1 protein-coding gene is annotated in these 1,273 nt (G+C 63.4%); it reads left to right on the forward strand.

Annotated features, from left to right (window positions below; all coding sequences use genetic code 11):
- Positions 1-1,273 (forward strand): serine hydroxymethyltransferase (gene glyA, locus GOX88_RS23240; RefSeq protein WP_254443424.1); only part of this gene is annotated, 1,273 nt, incomplete at its 5' end.

Below are 1,273 nucleotides of genomic sequence, written 5' to 3' on the forward strand. Positions count from 1 at the left end.
CGGTTTTTTCACCCAGTCCCTCGCCGACCGTGATCCTGAGCTTTTTGGCTCGATCACATCCGAGCTGGGCCGTCAGCGCGACGAGATCGAGCTGATCGCGTCCGAGAACATCGTCTCTGCCGCCGTGATGGAGGCGCAGGGCTCGGTGATGACCAACAAATACGCCGAGGGCTATCCCGGTCGTCGCTACTATGGCGGCTGCCAGTTCGTCGACATCGCCGAAAACCTGGCCATCGACCGCGCCAAGCAGCTGTTCGGCTGTGAGTTTGCCAACGTGCAGCCGAACTCGGGCAGCCAGGCCAACCAGGGCGTGTTCCAGGCGCTGATCCAGCCCGGCGACACCATTCTGGGCATGAGCCTGGACGCAGGCGGTCACCTGACCCACGGCGCCGCGCCCAACCAGTCGGGCAAGTGGTTCAAGGCCGTGCAATACGGTGTGCGCCAGCAGGACAACATGCTGGATTACGATCAGGTCGAGGCGCTGGCGAAAGAGCATAACCCCAAGCTGATCATCGCAGGCGGTTCGGCCATTCCGCGTCAGATCGACTTTGCCCGGATGCGCGAGATCGCCGACATGGTTGGCGCCTATCTGCACGTGGACATGGCGCACTTTGCCGGTCTGGTTGCGGCGGGTGAGCACCCCTCGCCCTTCCCGCACGCCCATGTTGCGACCACCACGACCCACAAGACCCTGCGCGGCCCGCGCGGCGGCATGATCCTGACCAATGACGAGGCGATCGCCAAGAAAGTGAACTCGGCCATCTTCCCCGGCATTCAGGGCGGCCCGCTGATGCATGTGATCGCAGCCAAGGCCGTGGCCTTTGGCGAGGCACTGCAGCCGACGTTCAAGGACTATATCAAGCAGGTCGTGGTCAATTCGCAGGCACTGTCGGATCAGCTGATCAAGGGCGGTCTGGATACCGTGACCCACGGCACCGACACCCATGTGGTGCTGGTCGACCTGCGCCCCAAAGGCGTCAAGGGCAACGCCACCGAAAAGGCCCTGGGCCGCGCGCATATCACCTGCAACAAGAACGGCGTGCCGTTTGACCCGGAAAAACCGACCATCACGTCGGGCATCCGCCTGGGCTCGCCCGCCGGCACCACCCGCGGCTTCGGCGAGACCGAATTCCGCCAGATCGCCGACTGGATCATCGAAGTGGTCGACGGCCTGGCCGCCAATGGCGAGGACGGAAACGGCGAAGTCGAAGCCAAGGTCAAAGCCGAGGTCGCAGACCTCTGCGCCAAATTCCCGATCTATCCTAACCTGTAA

Source organism: Ruegeria arenilitoris (assembly GCF_013030985.1).
In the GTDB taxonomy this organism is placed as follows: domain Bacteria; phylum Pseudomonadota; class Alphaproteobacteria; order Rhodobacterales; family Rhodobacteraceae; genus Ruegeria; species Ruegeria arenilitoris_B.